Raw genomic sequence first — 16,684 nt, 5'->3', positions numbered from 1 at the left:
GGCTGGGATATTTAAACCCAACCTCTTATTTTGAAGCACATTATTTAGCGGTTTAATAAACAATTATGGAATGTCCACTTTTAGGGGGCTTGACCACAGGCACCCACACAACTCCCACACAATTCAACATTCATCTTCCCAATCTTTGCCAGTTCCAATAACCTCTCTGGCTATTTCGATAAACGATAATATGATTGGGGAAAGCCATTTGTCTTTGTGCCATAGCATTTGTGTATATACGTGCAAGTCCGGGATTTGCCATGGTAGTGGGACGAGCTCACCACGATCTACTTCCGCTTGCACCACTACTTCAGGTAAAAATGCGATTCCTATCCCTGTTATCGCACATTGTTTAATTGCTTCTGCACTTTGAAATTCCAAGTAAGTGATCGTATCAATCCCCTTTTTTTCAAAGGAACGGTCAAACATCGTTCGATACGTACACCCCTTCTCATTCACAAGGAACACTTCCCCATGAAAATCCTCCTGTTGAATTGCACTTCGCCCAGTAAGTGGATGGTCTGGAGCGACAAAAAAGCGGAATGTCTCTTCAATTAACGGCTCTACTTCAAGTCCAGTAGAAATAATAGTTTCATCGAGCATAAACACTACATCAGTCGTACCGTCAAAGAGTGTTTGTTTCAGCTCCTGGTTAGGAAACGAACGGAAAATGAGTCGAACCCCTGGATGGCGCGAGCGAAATCGCTGAAATACAGCTGGTAGGCGATATACGCACTGAACTTCATTCGCACTTATCGTTATCGTACCAGTCAAATTCTCATCATCATGCACAGCACTGCGCGCTTCATCAAGTTTTTCGAGAGCACTTTGGATATGAGTTAAAAAACGTTTCCCCGCGGTCGTAAGAACAAGTTGCTTGCCTAGGCGATCAAAGAGACGAACACCGAGCTCTTCCTCCAATGCTTTTATTTGCATCGTTACATTAGAAGGTACATAGTTCAACACTTCCGCTGCTCTTGTAAAATTTAAAGTCGAAGCGACGATACGAAAAGTCTGTAGTTGGCGCAATTCCATCCTTTTTCCCCCATTTCATCTTCAAAAATATTGAATGTAACCTTCAATTTCATTCACTTTTCTTGAGGTTAGCACAGCTTTATACTAACAACAAGAAATACTTTTGCTTTTCACTTTAAAAGGAGTGACACGAAAATGGATTATGAAATTTTTGAATTAGGTGATATCACATTACAATCGGGGGTAACATTACCCAATGCATTTCTTGCCTATCAAACATATGGCGAACTAAATGAAAAGAAAGATAATGTCATCATCTATCCAACTGCTTTTGGCGACCAACATGTTCAGAATGAATGGTTAATTGGAAATGGCATGGCACTAGACCCGCGAAAGTATTTTATTATCATTCCAAACTTGCTTGGAAATGGATTATCTTCGTCTCCTAGTAACACGCCACCCCCATACGACCGAGCTAATTTTCCGCAAGTAACTATATATGACAACGTGACTTTGCAGCATCGGTTAGTTAAAGAGAAATTTGGTATTGAAAAAATTGCCCTCGTTGTGGGCTGGTCCATGGGAGCAATTCAATCATTTCAATGGGCCGCTAGTTATCCCGACATGGTCGAACGAATTGCGCCATTCTGTGGCGGGGCAAAAACGTGGCCACAAACATATGTCGTCCTCGACGGAATGAAAGCTGCACTTATGGCGGCAATTGGCTTCGATACTAGTAAACTAAAAGAACTAACCTCTGAACATATGCGTGCAGTTGGTCGAGTTTATGCAGGATGGGGTACTTCACAAACATTTTATAAACAAGAACTTTATCGTGAATTGGGATTTAACTCATTAGAAGCTTTTGCGGTTGGAGTTTGGGAGCGCAGTTTTATGCAGATGGACCCGCACAATGTCCTCGCCATGTTGTGGACGGGCCAACATGCTGATATAAGTGCAAACCCGACCTATAATGGTGATTTCAGTGACGCACTCAAAAGCATTCAAGCACTTGCCTGCATCATGCCAGGTAGTACCGATCTCTTCTGTACCGCGGAGGATAGTAAATATGAGGCTAAGCTAGTTCCTAATACGGAATTCAAACCAATCGACTCCATTTGGGGACACTTCGCCGGTCGTGGAATTAACAAGGAAGATAATCAATTTATTGATAAAAACCTAAAGCAACTATTAGATAATAGCGTATCTTAAAGGTTTACGTGCAGAGTTGTGTGGGTGCCAGGCACCCACACAACTCCCACACAATTCAAACTATTCTCAACATCTAACACCTAACCTCGGGACACCGTTCCTGACCCCTTGTCCCAGCACATCTTAGTACTGCTCTGCTCTTCCGAATCTAATGACGGCTAGTGCAAAGAAGGCCACACAAAGTACGATTGTACTGACGATTGTTAACACTAAATGGTCTTGTGCTGGCTGCCCCATTAGTATTATTGTGGCGTGTTCGCGTAGGTTGGCTGGGCTCCATTTCATGAATTTTGGAAGTAAGGTCGTCAAAACCGATAGCAACCCAAGAAATAAAACACTAATCCCAGCAATTGCTCCATTTCCTTTAAAAATTGTCCCCGCAAAAATCGTAATTGATACAATGAGAACGATCCACAAGCTGTATATCAAGAAACTTTGCCAAACAACGAGCCAATCCACAGACGAAAATAATTGATTTGTATAATACCAAGTGATCAGATAGCTCGCACAGAAAGATGCAATCGCAATAAGCAGTTGCCCTAACCATTTACTAGATACATATTGTAATGCCGAGACAGGGCGCACCATGACAAGCGTTACTGCACCGCTCACCCTCTCGTTCGACATAACTCCCATTGTCGCTAACACAAACAGTAGTGTCCCGATTGTCCCAAATTGTGAAAGCACACCCGCAATAACTTCAGGTCCAGTCGGCGTAGGTATCGAAATGATTGTTCCATCTGGAAGATTTCCCGCATGCTCCATAATTTCTGGCAAGTAATAGTTCGTGAATACTTGCGTAATCCCAATAATCATAAAGACAATAGGTAGCCAAATCCACTTCCCATTTTTACTACTTTCGACCATTTCCTTTTTCCACAATACAAATAGATTTCTCATTGCCCCATCACCTTCATATAGGCATCTTCTAAAGAGTCCTCAAGTTTTTCAAATCGTTTAATCGTTAAGCCTCTTTCCATCATTGCGGTCAACAGTTCGTTCGTATTTTCATTCATTTCACCCACAACAATGCTACTATCTGTTACGAACTCCACTTTTTCAACAAAAGGTAAATCCGTTATTTTATCTCCAATTACTTCCTCCGTCTGCACTTTTACTGCTGAAGTGGTAAAAGCTTTTCGCAACTCTTCCAACGTATTATCCCATTGGATTTCACCATTTTTCAGCATAATGACTTTGTCGCAAACTTGCTCCGCATCATGCAATACATGTGTCGAGAAAAGAATCGTCATCTTTTCCTTTAATTGCGTGATTAACGAAAGTACATCCCGGCGGCCAGCTGGGTCTAACGCCGAAACAGGCTCGTCTAAAATAAGCAATTCAGGGTCATGTAATAATGCTTGTGCCAATCCTAATCGCTGCTTCATCCCACCTGAAAAACCTCCAATCCGTTTCTTTTTCACATCTGCTAACCGCACAAACTGCAACACTTCTTCGATTTTCTCTTTTAACTGTTGCGTAGGAATATGGGATAGCTCCCCTGCAAATTGTAAAAATTGAACCGGTGACATCCAGTTGAAAAAGGCAGGGTGTTGCGGTAAAAATCCAATTTTTGACCGGTAGTCTTTTCCTTCTAATTTCGAAAACCGAATGGATCCACTAGTTGGTGTCAGCAGTCCTGCCAACATTTGCAGCGTCGTTGTTTTACCAGCACCATTCGGCCCTAGTAATGCAATGCACTGCCCTTTTTCAATTTGAAACGAAATTTTATTTACAGCCATATCGCTTTTATATTTTTTCTCTAGTTCAAGTACTTGTAAAAGCATCGTGCACACCCCTAATCATTTTTTCTCCCAATGACAAAATAAAGAATGGGTCCGAGAAGATTTCCAGCAACGATGATCAATATCCAAACCCACTTTGGTCCCCTTGTTTCCTCTTGGCGCAAACAACTTACAAGCGCAAAAGCCATAAGGATAAATTGTAATACGATTAATGGGGCAAAGAGCGCCCAGTTTATTTCTATATTCATATAATCAATCCTTTCTATCTCGATTTCGTTGTCTTCTTACTACAAAGAACCAATAAAATATTAGCGGCAGCGGAAATTGTATTAACCCCCAAATCCCCCAGAACCAAGCAAAACTACCTCGTTTTTTCGCATTCATAAATAGGAAAATACTTTGTGCCAGCATGATAGGCGAAATGAGGATGATTAATTCTAGTTTACTCATTCCCACACCTTCCCTTCTCGTTTACGAAGGAAAACGTAAATCACAGGAGCTATCACTGCAACAATTACTTGGATATAAGCGAGCGTCTGCACACTCTTTAGCAACGTTGCAACGAAAAGACTTAAGATGAAAATGGCTGTCAAAATAAAAAGTGTTAACTCTTTTCGGAAAGCTCTTTTGCGATTTTGCTTAAATACATGTAATTGCGCATAAACTTCATGCTTTGTCATCTTTGGAGCTCCAGCAATCATATCAAGACTCTCCCAATCCTCTTTCAGCACCTTTACAATTTCATTCTCTTTATTGTGATCGTCCATCCTCGTTCCACTCCTTTCGTATCAACTTTAGTCCGTTATGAACTCGTGATTTTATCGTTCCTGCCTTGACCCCAAGCATCTTGCCAATTTCCTCATATGTGTATCCGTAATAGTGGCGCAGTAAAATAGGCATTCGCACTTCCGCATCGAGATTGTTAAAATCGGTAAAATGAGCACTCCATTCAATCCCCTTCGAGCGCGCACCCCAATCTAATTGTCTCGACAATGTTGCTTTCATTTGTTTTAGCCACTTATTCTCACGCTTTTTCTTGCGCAAGGAATCAATATACAAGCGAGAAGCGATAGAGATCATCCAAGAGGAAAATTTACTCTCCCCTCGAAAAGCATGTAAATGGTCATAGCACTTTAACATCGTGTCTTGAGCCAAATCCTTACTCAACTCTTCCTGCAACGTCAACTTCAATAAATATTTATATAAAAATGGATAATAATGCCCGTAAAGCGTGGAAAAAGCTGTATCATCACCCTGTTTTGCTGCTGCAATTAAATCCCGTTCCTTCTCAACATCCACTTCCCATGCCCACCTCCCATCGCAATCAATTATAAGACGTATCAAACAGAAAAAGCGTTCATTTTATTTTTTGGGACATAGGGTCAGTTTCCTCGTCCCATTTTTGATGCCTCTCCATTTTTGGTGCCTGGCACTCAAACAATTCAGACATTTTTGGTGCCTGGCACCCAAACAATTCTGAAAATACAAAAAGGGCCAAAACATGCATGTAGCATTATCTTGGCCTACCCTTTAAATATAATTGTAAGTAAATTGTGTCGGTGCCAGGCACCGACACAATTCCCCTCACTCTTCCCCAAACAATAATCGTATGGTGGATCCTGCTTTAACTTTTTCGCCTGGTTCAGGGACTTGGGCGATTACGTTATCTCCTTCGCCGGAGGCATCTATTTTTAAGTCATAGAAGCTTTTATAAATGTCTTCTTTCTTTAATCCGACAAAGTTTGGTATTTCCACAAGTTGTTCATCTAGCCACGTAGTCTCTTTTTCTATCGGGTTTTGGCGTTCTTCTACTCCCATCGCCCGCAAGCTATCCTCAATGATAGTTCCGACAATTGGTGCTGCCACTACACCACCAAACTGCAATGTATCTTTCGGATTATCAATGGCAACATATACAACAATTTGCGGATCATCCGCTGGCGCAAAGCCTATAAACGAAACGATATAATTATTTTTTAAATACTTCCCATCGACAACCTTTTGCGCTGTCCCCGTCTTACCGCCAACTCGATATCCTTCTACATATGCATTTTTCCCTGTTCCTCTCGCGACGACATTTTCTAAAGCATAACGAACCTGCTTGGACGTTTCCTCCGAAATAACCCTTCGCTTTAGCTGCGGCGTATTTCGCACCATTACCTCATTTGTCTCCGGGTCCATCCATTCTTTCGCAATATAAGGTGTATATAGATAGCCTCCATTTATTGCCGCAGACACTGCTGCCACCTGCTGGATTGGTGTAACCGACACACCTTGACCAAATGCAGTTGTTGCCAATTCTACAGGACCTACCCGATCTAACGGAAATAGAATTCCTGTCCCTTCTCCCTGCAGATCAATTCCAGTTTTCTTTCCAAATCCAAACTTATCTATATAAGAAAACAATTTTTCCTTACCAAGTCGCTGGCCTAATAAAACAAACCCAGGATTACTAGAGTTCTGTACTCCTTCTAGAAAAGTTTGCTGTCCATGCCCTCCGATTTTCCAAGAGCGAATTTGCTGGTTTTCTACCATAATATAGCCCGGATCAAAAAATGTATCTTTCTCTAAATCTACTACTCCCTCTTCCAAGGCAGACGCTAGTGTAATAATTTTAAAAGTTGATCCCGGTTCATATTGACTCCAAATTGGTGAATTGCGGTTATACACCTCTGCAGGATACTCACTATAACTAGAGGGATCAAAATTAGGTCGATTCGACATCGCTAATATTTCACCAGTATTAGGATTCATCGCGATTGCAAGCGCCCCATCCGGGTTATATTTAGCAACAGCAAGTTCCAATTCTCGTTCTACAATCGCTAAAATTTTGCTATCCACCGTTAATTTTAAATCCAACCCATCCTTTGGAGGATCGAATTCATCACTTAATGAAGGTATTTTATTCCCCTTGGCATCGGAGTAAAAAGATACTCTCCCCTTCTCACCGCTCAACTGTTCATTGTAAAACTTCTCCAGACCAATTAACCCCTGATTATCTACTCCTACAAACCCGAGCACATGAGAAAGACTATTTTCAAATGGGTAGATGCGTTTACTATCCTCGCCAATTAACACACCGGGAATGTTCAATTTTTTGATTTGATTCGCCTTCTCATTCGAAATTTTCCTACCATATGGTTGAATTCTAACAATCGATTCCTTTTTCGTCACTTGTTTATAAATGTCTTCTTTGTCACCTTCCAGTATCGATGACAACTCTTCAGCCGCTGTTACAGGATCTTTTATTTGGCGAGGGATGACATACACAGTTGGGGCACTCATATTTTGGACAAGCGGCACCCCATTCCGATCCATAATCTCCCCTCGTTTCCCTTCAAAAGGAATGTCGCGACCGGCTAACTCTAGCGCCCTTCCCGTCAACCAATTTCCTTGAACGAATTGAATATATCCTAATCGAATTCCAATTATAAACATCATCACAAATCCAATAATCAACACTAAAATTATCCGCTTACGGGTCAAGAAACTTGAAGCACGCAAACACATACCTCCCAAAAAATGGTGATGATTCATGTTTATGCTCGTACTTTTTATTCTAGACTCGTACTACTAACTTAGAAGATTCATAACACCGCTAGGCATGGTATATTACTTAAACTCCTTTTCCAAAGCCTCTATGTTCCTCCTCATTATGGAAAAATAATCGTCTTTATTTTTCAAATCATCCTCTGTCATGGACTCCAGGTTGTGAAGCGTCAATGCGGTAGTACCTGTTTCACTTACAACAATTTCTGCAAGTTTGTTTGTGGAGTTTTGATCGAAAAAAATGTATTGAATATCATTGTCTTTAATACGGTCAATAAGCTCCATCAATTGTTTTTGCGACGGCTCATTTGTAGGCGATAACCCACTAATACCAATCTGTTTCAGCCCATATGTATCTTCCCAATATCCATAAGCTGAATGGGAGACAACAAACGTTTTATTCTCGGCTGCCTTCACCATCTCCTCAAACTCCGCATGTAACTCCTCTAATTCCTCTTTTAAAATTAAAAAATTACTTTCAAAGACTGATTGATTATTAGGGTCTAATTCTATGAGCACATTCTTAATATTTTCTGCGATAGTAATAGATCGAATCGGATCTATCCAAACATGAGGATCTACGTCTCCATGATGGTGATGATGATCCGCATCCTCTTCATGGTGTTCATGCTCGCCTTGGCCTTCTTCATGGCTATCGTGATCATGTTCCTCATCCTCACTGTGTGCATGAACTTCTTCGTCTTCCTCATGGTCATGATGCCCATGTTCACCAGGGGTTATAAAACGAACATTCTCCGTTGCTTCCACGATTAAAACATCCTCATTTTTTAATGATGCAGCGACGGAATCCGCAAAGCCTTCTAAGCTCGTTCCTGTGCGAATAAATGCATGACTATCTGCAATATCCATCATCTTCTTCATCGTAATCTCAAACGTATGCGCATCAGCACCTGGCGGAATAATATTCTCAACTTCAACCAAGTCCCCTCCAATTCGTTCTGTAAAATATTGAAGCGGGTATATTGTAGTAAAAATGGTTACCTTACCCTCAGTATCTCCCTTGTCTTTCGTCGTGTTTTCACCATTACAAGCTACTAATAGCACACTAAAAGCCACAATCATAATAAACGGAAAAACCTTCTTTAACATTTTGTATCACTCCTCTTCATCTCCTAAATCGTAACCATTACGATTTATAACATTTACTATCATAATAGGAATCATTCCGATTTGCAATAAAAATTTGAATTGTGTCGGTGCCAGGCACCCGCACAACTGGGACATGGGGTCAGTTTCCTCGTCCCAGATACAAACCGGGACAATGTTCCTGACCCCACGTCCCACCCCAGTTTCCTCGTCCCAGATACAATTCGGGACACCGTTCCTGACCCCCTCGTCCCTCCCGACACAAATCTTTCATAGTTTTGTGTGTCCTTGACCTACTATGTTACCCTTTGTTGTTTTATATTAAAAAGTAACATAGTTTAACAGAAAGGTGATTTTTATGTTACCTATTGAACGGCAACAACAAATCAGAAGCTTGATCCAAGAGAAAAAGACATTAAAAATATCCGATTTAAGTGAACAGTTCCAGGTTTCTGAAATGACCATCTATCGCGATATTAAGCCTTTAGTAGAGGAAGGATTTATTACGAAAACCTTTGGTGGTATTACGCTTGTGGAAAAAAGCAATCCTTCTATCTCAACTCAAAACCAATGTGCTTACTGCCATAAACCAACGAAATCAAAAATGAATTATCAGTTAATCTTAGCAAACGACAAAATTGAGACGGCGTGTTGTGCTCATTGTGGACTGCTTAGACATCGTCAGCTTAGAGAGGAAGTTTCACATGCGCTCTGCCATGACTTTCTCCTACATACGACGATCAGCGCCCCGACGACTTGGTACGTCATGGACACGTCACTGCCTCTTTCCTGTTGTCAGCCACAAATTTTAACATTTGAACGTCGTGATCATGCAGAAAAATTTGTACTTGGTTTTGGCGGCAAAGTTCATCCGTTCGAAGAAGCAATGGATATTGTGTACGACAAAATGCAAGGTCATGCTACAGATTGTGGCAAACATCGATAAATGGGGATGGAAGAATGAATATAAATACAAACATGCAAACTGCCACTAGCAAACTGAAACAACCAGCGACACAAAAAAACATCTATATGACCATCTGGCGCTGGCATTTCTATGCAGGGATTTTATTTGCACCACTTATTATCTTTTTAGCGATTACGGGGGCAGTGTATCTTTTTAAGCCTCAACTAGAAAATTATATGTATCATAATCTCTTTTATGTTCAAGAAAACGAAGAAAAAATAGCAACAACTGATCAAATATTGGAAGTAAAAAAACAATATCCGAATGCAGTCATCACAAGCTTCACCCCTTCATTTGAAGCAGATCGTTCTGCGGTAGTTGAGATGAAAGATTACGGTGAAAATGTATCCGTATACGTCAACCCATACAACGGAGACATTATCGGGACATTATATGAGAAGGACCGCTTTATGGCATTCGTGAATGACATGCATAACGGCGAATTATGGGGTGGAACATTCGGAAACCGACTGGTCGAGCTTGCTGCTTGTTGGGCCGTCATCTTAGTAATAAGCGGCATTTACTTATGGTGGCCACGTCATAAAAAATCAATTTTCGGGACAATCATTCCCCGCATCCGTTTTTTAAAAGGAAAACGAATGTTTTGGCGCGATATACATGCTGTAACTGCATTTTGGTTATCTATCTTTATCATCATTCAATTGATATCCGGCCTCATGTGGTCAGGTGTCTGGGGCAACATGGCCAATAAATTCGTCGCAAAAACAGGTGCTGGTAGTCCAGCTGGTATGGAGCCTTGGGAGTCACATGCATTTCCAGAATCCACGATCCCAACAAAAGATATTGCAGATGTCCCATGGGCTGCAGAAAATCTACCTGTCCCAAAATCTAGTGACGGTGTAACACCTATTTCCATTGAAAAAGTGGTAGAAACGGTAAAAAACGAGCATGTTCATCCGGGATATAAAATCGTCTTCCCGCAAAGCAAAACGGGAGTTTATACTGTGTTTTTAGATCCAGCGAATGTATACCCAAATCGTCCGCTGCCTTCATCACAACGAACATTACATATTGACCAGTATAATGGCGACATTTTAGCCAATTTAGGTTGGAAAGACTATGGCACTCTTGGAAAAATCGTAACCCTTGGAATCGCCTTTCACCAAGGTGAATTTGGCTTCATCAGTCAGCTTTTCATCCTCGCCTTAGTAATTGGAATAATCCTGATTGCTGTGACAGGCTTTATCATGTGGTGGAAGCGGAGACCTCGAGGCAAATTCGGCGCACCACCAAAACAAGAGCACAGAAAGCTACTAAAAGGAGTGGCAGTCATCGTACTTGCGCTCAGTATCTTCTTCCCGTTAGTCGGTCTTTCGCTCATATTCGTTTTTGCACTAGATTGGCTCATTATCAAAAGAATTCCTAAGTTAAAACAATGGATTGGCTAGGACTGGAGGGACAAACACACGATGAAAAATATACGAATATCCATAATTGCTATGTTTACTGTGGCTCTACTTCTATCCGCTTGTTCTGCTGAAAAATCCGATGCTGACGCAGAAGTTGCTGCAGAAATAATGATTCCGAGCAGAATAGATGTTAACACTGAAACGGAATTAAGTGTAAAAGTAGTCCAAGGTTCCACGGCAGTAGATGATGCAAATGACGTGCAATTTGAAATTTGGACGGCGAACTCCGACGACAGTGAACTAATCACAGCCAAACACAGCAAAGACGGGAAATATGCTATCCATATTAGCTTTGCAGACGAAGGTCTTTACTACGTGCAAACGCATATTACCGCTCGCGGCACGCACATTATGCCAACAAAAGCTTTTATCGTTGGAACCGCCACAAAAGAACAACTGAACGAACTAGAAAAGTACAATCAGCAGCAAGACACACCAAACATTCCTAATGGCGAGCATTCCCATCATTAAACGAAGAAAGGCTAAAGCATGACCTCTCAAGGTTAATACTTTAGCCTTTTTGCTACTTCTTCTTTTCTTTACAGCTTTTCTGCCATCTTATCCTGTAAAAAGAACACGCTAGCGATAAAAAAATTAATCACGAATGCTAAGATACGATTAGACATTACTCTCCATTATCAAAAAATGCTAGGTTATCAATACCCAACCTCAGCAGTTTTATACACAATGATGGAACGTCCACTTTTAAAAAGCTTGACCACAGACATCCACACATTGCCACTACATGCAACCTACTTATACATTCCTTTGCTATCTAAGTGGACGGTAACTTCTACTTTACTGATGCTTTCTGTCGTTAGTTCGTATTTTTTGATATGTTCAGGCTTCATTCCGTTACGGAATAATTTGTTTTTGAGATTATATATATCGATTTGTTTGTTTAGGGCTTTTTCGTATGTCATTAGTATGTCTTCTTTAATTTGCTTTTCAGCTAGTTTTTCAATTTTTGCTTGTGGAAGATCTGTTGTTAAACCTGCCAATTTTCCTTTAGCCCTAATTTTCAAATGAAAGGTCACCTCTGTCCCTTTTCCTATTTGTTGAATATTTATGCTCGGGTTATTTATCTCGATAATCCCTAGATTTTTTCCATCCTCTATAATTTTAACTGGTGTCACCTGAGTGCTGGATTCTATCCATCTCAGTCCTTGTAAATCATCGAAAGACATCCAGCCTACATAAGTACTCTCGGAAATATGAAATCCTCCATTGATTTTTAACGTATCTTTTGGTTTTTCACCATTTGCTAGCTCCTTCCATGAACTGTCATCTATTGCAATAGAAGGAAGGGTTACTGAGCCACCGGGATCATTATTAATGGAGATAAATTTATGCATGCGCAATGGTCTTATAAAAGAATGGACATTATACGAATCTTTTGGTGAATACAAAATGGTGTATATTGGTGGTAAGTGGAAAAAGCCCGAAACACCTAGCACTTTACGAATCGACTCCTTTGTCCCGAACATCCAAGGTGTATAACGGAACTCACCATTTCTTTGAATTGCTTGTTGCACCTTATCAATTCCATTTTCCAATACTGCTTCCGAATAAATAATTGCTCCGATTTGTCCCCAATGAAATGGCTCTTGTGAAGTTTTATATAGATTATTAATCGCTTCATGGAACGTACGACCAGAACTTTTCCCTATAAATAGCGGTGGATCATCTGATTGTTTATTATTATCCTGTTTTGCTACATTGGAAAAATCGAGCATCTGGACATATAGTACATAGTTGTCATCTACATAATCAACCCCAATTGCAGTGGCATAATTCGCCTCTGCTATTTGTGTTTCATCCCAGCACCCACTTAATATTAATGATAATACAACCCATATACATAGTGCTTTACAACGTTTCACCTTACTTATCCCCCTGCCTGTCACTATCCTGAGTTTTCATAATATGTGGACGCTCATTTTCCAGCGTTTCCGGAAGATTTATGATTGCCTTCATGAAATCTCTTTTTACAAATGGTGAAATAGGACTTAAATAAGGAATCTTAAAAGACTCAAGCTTGGCCAAATAAGCGATTAGCATAAATAAGCTAAGGAAAAAACCGTACATGCCAAGCACACTCGCGCAAAGGATTGAAAATATCCTGATAAGCGTAACAGTTCCAAATAAAGATTGATTCCCTAATGTAAAAGTAGCTACTGCTGTGATGGCCGATACGACCAACATAGTCGGAGAGGTTAAGCCTGCACGAATTGCAGCATCTCCTACAATTAATCCGCCTACGACTGCGACTGTTTGTCCAACTGCCTTAGGTAAGCGCACACCTGCTTCACGAAACAGTTCAAAAAGAGTGATCATTAACAACATCTCAAACGTGGTATTAAACGGAATCCCTAACCGCGAAGCACCAATTGTCGCAAGCAATGAAAAAGGAATCTGATCGACATTATAGGCGGACAAGGCTAACCAAAACGATGGTAGAAAAATAGCCAAGAATAACCCCGTAATACGCAAAAGCATTTCAAAGGAGGTATAAAAAAAGGGCAGATGCTGATCCTCCGACGTATTTAATAAGAATAGGAAGTTACCCGGACCTATCACTACATTTGGGATATTATCAATAAAGATAGCAAAACGCCCCATGGCAAGGTCCCTTACTACACCATCTGGACGAGAAACACTTTCCAGTAAAGGAAAGAGTGAATAGCGTGAATCAGAAATCAATTGAATTAAATGAGAATCGCTGCTTAATATATCGATATCAATTGCTTCTACACGTTTTACAACTTCATTGATCATTTCTTTATTATGAATATCAGTTATATAAGCAATGCTCACCTTTGTCTTACTTCTTCTGCCGATCGTAAAAGATTTCGTCACCATCGAGTTGGTCTTTAATCTTTTTCGCACTAATGCGATATTTGTGCTAATATCCTCCACAAATCCATCTCTCGGCCCTTTTACAGATACCTCTGTCGTCGATTCCTCCGGTGACCTTTTCGGCGGCTCACTCGTATTGAAAAAATATAAAACATCTTGGAAGACAATAACAGTATAACCATCAAATACCTTCTCCTGTATCTCCTTATCTATCTCGGGATCATATTTTACCCACTTCATCGTTGCTGAGCTATTTACATTTTTCAATGCTTTCATACCGTTCATAGCAGCAGATTTTTGAATTTCAGGTAAAATACTATCTATTAATAAGTCACTATTGATCAAACCCTCACAATATACGAGTACGAAACTTTCCGTTTTGTGCTTAAGTGTAAATTCAATTCTCTCCACTTTAATATCTGCTGTACGTTGGAAGAGATTATGAAAATACTCCTGACTTACATCACTTTTCTTACCTATCACTCGCTGACATCCTATTCTTTAATTTGATGAGAAGAAACAAAAGTATTGTTACTGCAACAGCAAAAATTGAGTACGAAAGATAATAGTAATGCTGTAAAAAGGAAAAGATTTGCATATCAGAAATTGGAGCTATTATTAAAAAGAGATAGAAGATACAAATTAGCATTTGAATGATGAGTGGCTTTTTCATATTGAATGCATTTGTAATCAAATACAATATTAACGCCAAACGAATAAAGGTACCTGCTAACCACTGATAAATCGATAAAAAATCTAAATGATTAAAATACTCACCTATACCTAGTATCCTCCATATGAGAAAGACGGGATATTTGATGCGTAAAGCTTCTTCCGCTCCAAAAATGGCTATCGTATCAATGACCGGTACAATCGTAACGATAAAAATAACGAAAGAAAGAAAAAACAAATGCTTGAATGTAACTTTTTTTATGATTTGGTGCTGGAGCATCATCAGCAAGATAATGATTTCTGCCATGGAAGCAAAAACAAAAAGGGCTCCCTGGAACACATCCAGCCATCTATTTTCAATGAGTATTGGCAATAGTAGCAAATAATTACTATCCTTTATCGTGCCAATTGCTACAAATATTTGCAGTACAATGACAAATGGGATAAGTACACCACCACAAATCGCAACCACCTTTAACTTTCCATACGAGATATACAACGATGAACCAAGAACTGCAAGCGCTACTACTAGTTTTGGTGTATGTATCAAATATGTATTATTTGTCCATGAGGTAGTTTCCATTACCGTCGTAAATCCTTCAACTAGTAAAAATGCAACAAACAACAGTACAACTATTTGCCGAAATACTTTACTATAATTCATTTCTATCCAGTCAAAAATTGAAATTCCAACTAACTTCTTATTAGCAAATGTCCATATAAATAAAAATGGCAAAATCAGCAAATAACCAACAATCACACTAATCCACGCATCACGTCCTGCACTTGCAAGTATAAGTGGAACAATTTGCACAAGATTTTTGATTCCAGTAGTTAGTACGATAATGATACAAAACTGGGAAATACTAATCTGATTTGTCATACATCCTCCGCAGTAATATGAAATATCATATTACTATGTTGCACGCTGAAACTTTAAATATTCTTAGAGGGGTCTGGGACATGGGGTCAGTTTCCTCGTCCCATTCAGCTTTGGGACAACGTTCCTGACCCTACGTCCCCATTAATTTGGCCTTTCCATTTCACTCATGAATAACCAGGAACCGAGCACTAATACAATTAGAATGATGTAAAATAGGACTGTTTTCAACTTTGGTTTATTTCCACTTCTCACAACTTGCACTCCTAACGGGATGAGTGCGATAGAGAGTCCAGTTAAAGATATAATTGTTGTCATATTTGTTCCTTTTAGTATCCCTAATGCCATGGCGAACATTATCCCCAATGCAATGGAACGGAACCATCCAAAAACCTTTGATAAATAAGCTCCTAACGCTAAAACAATCCACCCACAAAGGATAGAAAAATTAAGTATATTAACCACATGAAACATCCCATAAAAATCGCCTACTAGATTTGTTGCAACTTCCACATTTTCGCTTTTTACTATTTGAAAGGCAAAATGATCTACTCCTGAGTGGAACGCTCTTGCGAATAAACCAATGATTACTAGCAATCCTCCCCATAAGCCTAAACGTGGTTTTTTAACACTAATTAGTTGAACAAGTATTAAAGTTGCTGGAAATAATAAAATCGTCCCAATCAAAAATAAACTATAGGATGTGAGCATTAGGGTTGGATGTGTGTCATATGCTGCTAACTGATCAGGGAAAAAGAAGTTAAATTGTATACGTAGCAGAGCAGAAATTACTAATAAGACCGGTGCTATGATTAACGAAAGTCCCCCTAGCCATCTACCCGGAAAACTCTCTAACTGATCTTGAAATTCACTTTTTTCTATCTTCATACTAGACACCTCGCAGTAAATACTTCGATAATATTACCTTGTGTTGAATCTGACTTTTTATTTCATCGTCCTGATTCCCAACACGCTTTTCTAATCGCAGCGCAGACGTCGCCTCAGTTTCCTCGTCCCACTGTTACACTGGGACAGCTTTCCTGACCCCATGTCCCGCTCTATTTATCTAGATGGACTGGCTGTTTTCCTTGTAAGTAAACCAATAATTCCTCCAAGGACAATCAATATAATGTCCATCCCTATTTCCCATCCTTGAAATAGATCAATATAATTTACCAAATACCAACTTTTCCCACCATTTGTTAAATGATTGATTAAACCTCCAACGCCTTGGATTAGGAGTAGCAAACTTAGACCACTAATTATATCTTTCATGCATATACACCTC

Annotated in this window: 18 protein-coding genes; 4 read left to right on the top strand and 14 right to left on the bottom strand. The window is 39.8% G+C overall.

What is annotated here, in order from left to right; all coding sequences use genetic code 11:
- Positions 1-123: 123 nt before the first annotated feature.
- Positions 124-1,035, bottom strand: coding sequence for a LysR family transcriptional regulator (locus ACFPM4_RS15970; protein WP_144928792.1), 912 nt, complete (start codon positions 1,033-1,035; stop codon positions 124-126).
- A gap of 135 nt (positions 1,036-1,170) precedes the next feature.
- On the opposite strand from ACFPM4_RS15970, the gene ACFPM4_RS15965 reads away from it, so the two are divergent.
- Positions 1,171-2,187 (top strand): alpha/beta fold hydrolase, encoded by a 1,017-nt coding sequence (locus tag ACFPM4_RS15965; protein WP_382353891.1) that lies wholly within the window; start codon positions 1,171-1,173, stop codon positions 2,185-2,187.
- A 123-nt stretch (positions 2,188-2,310) separates the two neighbouring features.
- On the opposite strand, the gene ACFPM4_RS15960 is transcribed toward ACFPM4_RS15965, so the two are convergent.
- The 8 genes from ACFPM4_RS15960 to ACFPM4_RS15925 all read right to left on the bottom strand — a co-directional run bounded on the left by ACFPM4_RS15960 (position 2,311) and on the right by ACFPM4_RS15925 (position 8,591).
- Positions 2,311-3,087, bottom strand: a complete 777-nt coding sequence (locus ACFPM4_RS15960; protein WP_382353888.1) for an ABC transporter permease — start codon at positions 3,085-3,087, stop codon at positions 2,311-2,313.
- Positions 3,084-3,974: an ABC transporter ATP-binding protein gene (locus ACFPM4_RS15955; RefSeq protein ID WP_382353885.1), complete on the bottom strand. Its 891-nt coding sequence runs from the start codon at positions 3,972-3,974 to the stop codon at positions 3,084-3,086. The genes ACFPM4_RS15960 and ACFPM4_RS15955 overlap by 4 nt, the downstream gene beginning before the upstream one ends.
- A gap of 11 nt (positions 3,975-3,985) precedes the next feature.
- On the bottom strand, positions 3,986-4,180 hold the full coding sequence (locus tag ACFPM4_RS15950) for a PLD nuclease N-terminal domain-containing protein (RefSeq protein ID WP_382353882.1): 195 nt from the start codon (positions 4,178-4,180) through the stop codon (positions 3,986-3,988).
- A 4-nt stretch (positions 4,181-4,184) separates the two neighbouring features.
- Positions 4,185-4,382, bottom strand: a complete 198-nt coding sequence (locus ACFPM4_RS15945; RefSeq protein WP_144928782.1) for a transcriptional regulator — start codon at positions 4,380-4,382, stop codon at positions 4,185-4,187.
- Entirely contained in the window at positions 4,379-4,699 is a 321-nt protein-coding gene (locus ACFPM4_RS15940; RefSeq protein ID WP_382353878.1) for a YxlC family protein, read from the bottom strand. Before ACFPM4_RS15940 ends, ACFPM4_RS15945 begins: the two co-directional genes overlap by 4 nt.
- Positions 4,683-5,231, bottom strand: coding sequence for an RNA polymerase sigma factor SigY (gene sigY / locus ACFPM4_RS15935; protein WP_382353875.1), 549 nt, complete (start codon positions 5,229-5,231; stop codon positions 4,683-4,685). The genes ACFPM4_RS15940 and sigY overlap by 17 nt, the downstream gene beginning before the upstream one ends.
- Positions 5,232-5,516: 285 nt before the next feature.
- Positions 5,517-7,436, bottom strand: a complete 1,920-nt coding sequence (locus tag ACFPM4_RS15930; protein WP_382353872.1) for a stage V sporulation protein D — start codon at positions 7,434-7,436, stop codon at positions 5,517-5,519.
- Between the two features lie 108 nt (positions 7,437-7,544).
- Positions 7,545-8,591: a metal ABC transporter solute-binding protein, Zn/Mn family gene (locus tag ACFPM4_RS15925; RefSeq protein WP_382353869.1), complete on the bottom strand. Its 1,047-nt coding sequence runs from the start codon at positions 8,589-8,591 to the stop codon at positions 7,545-7,547.
- A 355-nt stretch (positions 8,592-8,946) separates the two neighbouring features.
- Between ACFPM4_RS15925 and ACFPM4_RS15920 the strand changes: the two genes are divergently transcribed.
- Genes ACFPM4_RS15920 through ACFPM4_RS15910 form a run of 3 tightly spaced genes read left to right on the top strand, consistent with a single transcriptional unit; the run spans position 8,947 to position 11,456 of the window.
- On the top strand, positions 8,947-9,534 hold the full coding sequence (locus ACFPM4_RS15920; RefSeq protein ID WP_382353866.1) for a DeoR family transcriptional regulator: 588 nt from the start codon (positions 8,947-8,949) through the stop codon (positions 9,532-9,534).
- Between the two features lie 14 nt (positions 9,535-9,548).
- Positions 9,549-10,964, top strand: coding sequence for a PepSY-associated TM helix domain-containing protein (locus tag ACFPM4_RS15915; RefSeq protein ID WP_382353863.1), 1,416 nt, complete (start codon positions 9,549-9,551; stop codon positions 10,962-10,964).
- 21 nt (positions 10,965-10,985) lie between these two features.
- On the top strand, positions 10,986-11,456 hold the full coding sequence (locus tag ACFPM4_RS15910; RefSeq protein ID WP_382353860.1) for a FixH family protein: 471 nt from the start codon (positions 10,986-10,988) through the stop codon (positions 11,454-11,456).
- Between the two features lie 281 nt (positions 11,457-11,737).
- Here ACFPM4_RS15910 and ACFPM4_RS15905 read toward each other — a convergent pair whose 3' ends face one another.
- The 5 genes from ACFPM4_RS15905 to ACFPM4_RS15885 form a co-directional block, all read right to left on the bottom strand.
- The gene (locus ACFPM4_RS15905; RefSeq protein WP_382353857.1) at positions 11,738-12,868 is read right to left on the bottom strand and encodes a Ger(x)C family spore germination protein; all 1,131 of its coding nucleotides are present in this window, start codon (positions 12,866-12,868) and stop codon (positions 11,738-11,740) included.
- A 1-nt stretch (position 12,869) separates the two neighbouring features.
- Positions 12,870-14,327, bottom strand: coding sequence for a spore germination protein (locus tag ACFPM4_RS15900; RefSeq protein WP_382353854.1), 1,458 nt, complete (start codon positions 14,325-14,327; stop codon positions 12,870-12,872).
- Positions 14,317-15,399, bottom strand: coding sequence for a GerAB/ArcD/ProY family transporter (locus ACFPM4_RS15895; protein ID WP_382353851.1), 1,083 nt, complete (start codon positions 15,397-15,399; stop codon positions 14,317-14,319). The genes ACFPM4_RS15900 and ACFPM4_RS15895 overlap by 11 nt, the downstream gene beginning before the upstream one ends.
- Before the next feature lie 141 nt (positions 15,400-15,540).
- Entirely contained in the window at positions 15,541-16,284 is a 744-nt protein-coding gene (locus ACFPM4_RS15890) for a hypothetical protein (protein ID WP_382353848.1), read from the bottom strand.
- Positions 16,285-16,458: 174 nt separating this feature from the next.
- Entirely contained in the window at positions 16,459-16,671 is a 213-nt protein-coding gene (locus ACFPM4_RS15885) for a hypothetical protein (RefSeq protein ID WP_382353845.1), read from the bottom strand.
- Positions 16,672-16,684 lie beyond the last annotated feature (13 nt).

This window comes from Lederbergia graminis, assembly GCF_042655485.1.
Lineage (GTDB): Bacteria > Bacillota > Bacilli > Bacillales > Bacillaceae_C > Lederbergia > Lederbergia graminis.
This window is presented reverse-complemented; position numbering and strand designations above follow the sequence as displayed.